This window comes from Solemya elarraichensis gill symbiont (assembly GCF_002021095.1).
Taxonomy (GTDB): Bacteria; Pseudomonadota; Gammaproteobacteria; order Chromatiales; family Chromatiaceae.
The window spans coordinates 1-1,877 of sequence record NZ_MPRK01000297.1; the positions used below are offsets into that span (position 1 = coordinate 1).

The following is a 1,877-nucleotide window of genomic DNA, read 5'->3' on the forward strand; positions in this document are numbered from 1 at the left end:
ACCGGAAAGACACCCCTGGTAATCTGGCTTGCAGAGCATTGCAAATCACTCGGCTACAAGCCGGGAATCATTTTGCGAGGTTACAAGGGAGACAGCAAGGAGTGGCCGCAACTGGTGACGCCCGAAAGTGATCCTGCACTGGTTGGTGACGAGGGTGTCGTTATTGCCAGGCGCACAGGTTGCCCCGTATGCGCTGATCCGGATCGCCCGAATGCAGCGCGAACACTGATAGAGAGCGGGGAAGTTGACCTGATCATTTCAGATGACGGCCTGCAGCACTATGCGCTGGCCCGTGATATCGAAATCCTTGTGATCGACGGCGCGCGTCGATACGGTAATGGCATGCTGCTCCCCGCAGGGCCGCTCAGAGAACATCGCAAAAGGGCCTCAAACGCAGATCTGGTAGTGACTAACGGAACAGTCGGAGTGGGTGAGTACGGTATGCGTCAGAACGCAACGAAAACAGTTAACCTGGTAACTGGTGAAAGGCGTCCTCTCTCATTCTGGCGCTATGTGCTTGTTCATGCTGTTGCCGGGCTCGGCAACCCACAGCGTTTCTTCCGCATGCTCGAAGAGGCAGGCGTCGAAGTAACTCGTCATCCCTTTGATGATCATCATGACTACACCGCCTCCGATCTCGATTTTCCGGATGAAAACCCGGTGATGATGACCGAGAAAGACGCAGTCAAGTGCGTCGAATTTGCACATGATTCCTATTGGTACCTTGAACTTGATATCGATCTAGATAACAATTTCGCCGATGCTGTGACACGCGCTCTGCGTTTTTTTAACAAGGGTTCGATTAATGGATAAAAAACTGCTCGAAATTCTTGCCTGCCCATTATGCAAGGGCGAACTCGTTCATGACCGCAAGGCGAATGAACTGATTTGCAGACTCGACAGGCTTGCCTTTCCGGTTACTGATGGAATTCCTGTGATGCTGGTCAGTGAGGCGCGAGAACTGCCGCCAACAGAAGAAATCGATACATGAGTCAGTTCACTGTCGTTATTCCGGCACGTTATGCATCAACCCGCCTGCCGGGGAAGCCGCTTTTGGAAATTGCCGGCAGACCAATGATTTCACATGTTGTCGAGCGGGCACTGGATTCGGGTGCATCGAATGTTATCGTTGCAACTGATGATCAACGTATTGCAGATGTTGTTTCCGGTCTGGATGTTGATGTCTGCATGACGCGAGCGGATCACCCCAGCGGAACTGACCGTCTTGCAGAAGTAGCAGAACAGCAGGGTTGGTATGATGAGCAGATGATCATCAACCTGCAGGGTGACGAACCGCAAATGCCGGCAACCCTGCTGACACAGGTTTTTGAGGCGCTGGATGCACATCCGCAGGCGGCGATAGCGACACTCTGTACACCAATAAGTGACGCTGAGGAGTTGTTCGATCCCAACGCCGTCAAGGTTGTGATGGACAGCGAAGGCTATGCGCACTATTTCAGCCGTGCAGTGATTCCCTGGCAGCGTGACTGGTTCGCACAGCATGGCACGCATACATTGCCCGAGGGCGTGAATTATTATCGCCACCTTGGTATCTATGCTTACCGTGCGGGCTTTCTGAAAAAGTATGCCGGCCTGTCACCGGCACCGACGGAAGAGGCCGAGTCTCTTGAACAACTCAGGGCCTTGTGGCACGGAGAAAAAATCCACGTCTCTGTTGCTGATGAAGTGCCGCCGGCTGGAATTGATACCGAGGCTGATCTCAATCGCGTGCGTCGTCTCTGGGCGTCATCCTGAAGTTGTCAGCTACCTGATTCGATACCCTGCATGACAGGTGACACAGGCGGATGTCACCTCGGTGAGGGAAGCGTAGGCCGGCAAAACATCACCTTCCTGTGCCTTCAGTGCAAATCGACTCG

The 1,877-nt window shown here is 53.4% G+C and carries 3 protein-coding genes; all 3 read left to right on the plus strand.

Going from position 1 to position 1,877, the window contains the following annotated elements; genetic code table 11:
* On the plus strand, positions 1-813 hold an 813-nt coding region (gene lpxK / locus BOW51_RS10365), incomplete at its 5' end, for a tetraacyldisaccharide 4'-kinase (RefSeq protein WP_078477644.1).
* Entirely contained in the window at positions 806-991 is a 186-nt protein-coding gene (locus BOW51_RS10370) for a Trm112 family protein (protein WP_078477645.1), read from the plus strand. The genes lpxK and BOW51_RS10370, both read left to right, overlap by 8 nt.
* Entirely contained in the window at positions 988-1,755 is a 768-nt protein-coding gene (kdsB, locus tag BOW51_RS10375; RefSeq protein WP_078477646.1) for a 3-deoxy-manno-octulosonate cytidylyltransferase, read from the plus strand. Before BOW51_RS10370 ends, kdsB begins: the two co-directional genes overlap by 4 nt.
* Positions 1,756-1,877: the final 122 nt, after the last annotated feature.

Bases quoted from the DNA above. Each gene is read 5' to 3' on its own strand.
- BOW51_RS10370 (WP_078477645.1), top strand. From the start codon at position 806: ATGGATAAAAAACTGCTCGAAATTCTTGCCTGCCCATTATGCAAGGGC.
- kdsB (WP_078477646.1), top strand. From the start codon at position 988: ATGAGTCAGTTCACTGTCGTTATTCCGGCACGTTATGCATCAACCCGC.